The organism is Catenibacterium sp. AM22-6LB (assembly GCF_003435615.1).
Classification (GTDB): Bacteria; Bacillota_I; Bacilli_A; order Erysipelotrichales; family Coprobacillaceae; genus Catenibacterium; species Catenibacterium mitsuoka_A.
Window position 1 is genome coordinate 1 of record NZ_QTUM01000087.1, and the last position, 331, is coordinate 331.

The window sequence follows — 331 nt, forward strand, 5'->3', positions numbered from 1 at the left end:
GAAGTTTTATGAATTTAAGACAAAGCTTCAAGCTAAATGCAAAGAGAATGGAATTGAACTTCGAATTGTAGATAGATGGTACCCATCATCTAAGACATGTCACTGCTGCAAGAATATCAAGAAAGATTTAAAGCTTTCAGATAGACTTTTCAGATGTGACTGTGGCTATATCGAAGACAGAGATTTCAATGCTGCACTTAATCTGAGAGATGCTACAACTTACGAAGTTGCATAGATGAACGCAAACGTAGGTATGTACCGAAGGCTATTTCGGGAATTTACGACTATGGAGTGCACTAGAACTTGTGAGTAGATATGATTTCGGTCAATC

1 protein-coding gene is annotated in these 331 nt (G+C 37.5%); it reads left to right on the plus strand.

Features of this window, described 5'->3' with window-relative positions; genetic code table 11:
- A partial coding sequence (locus DW269_RS11950) for a zinc ribbon domain-containing protein (protein WP_147321709.1) occupies positions 1-235 on the plus strand: 235 nt, incomplete at its 5' end.
- Positions 236-331 lie beyond the last annotated feature (96 nt).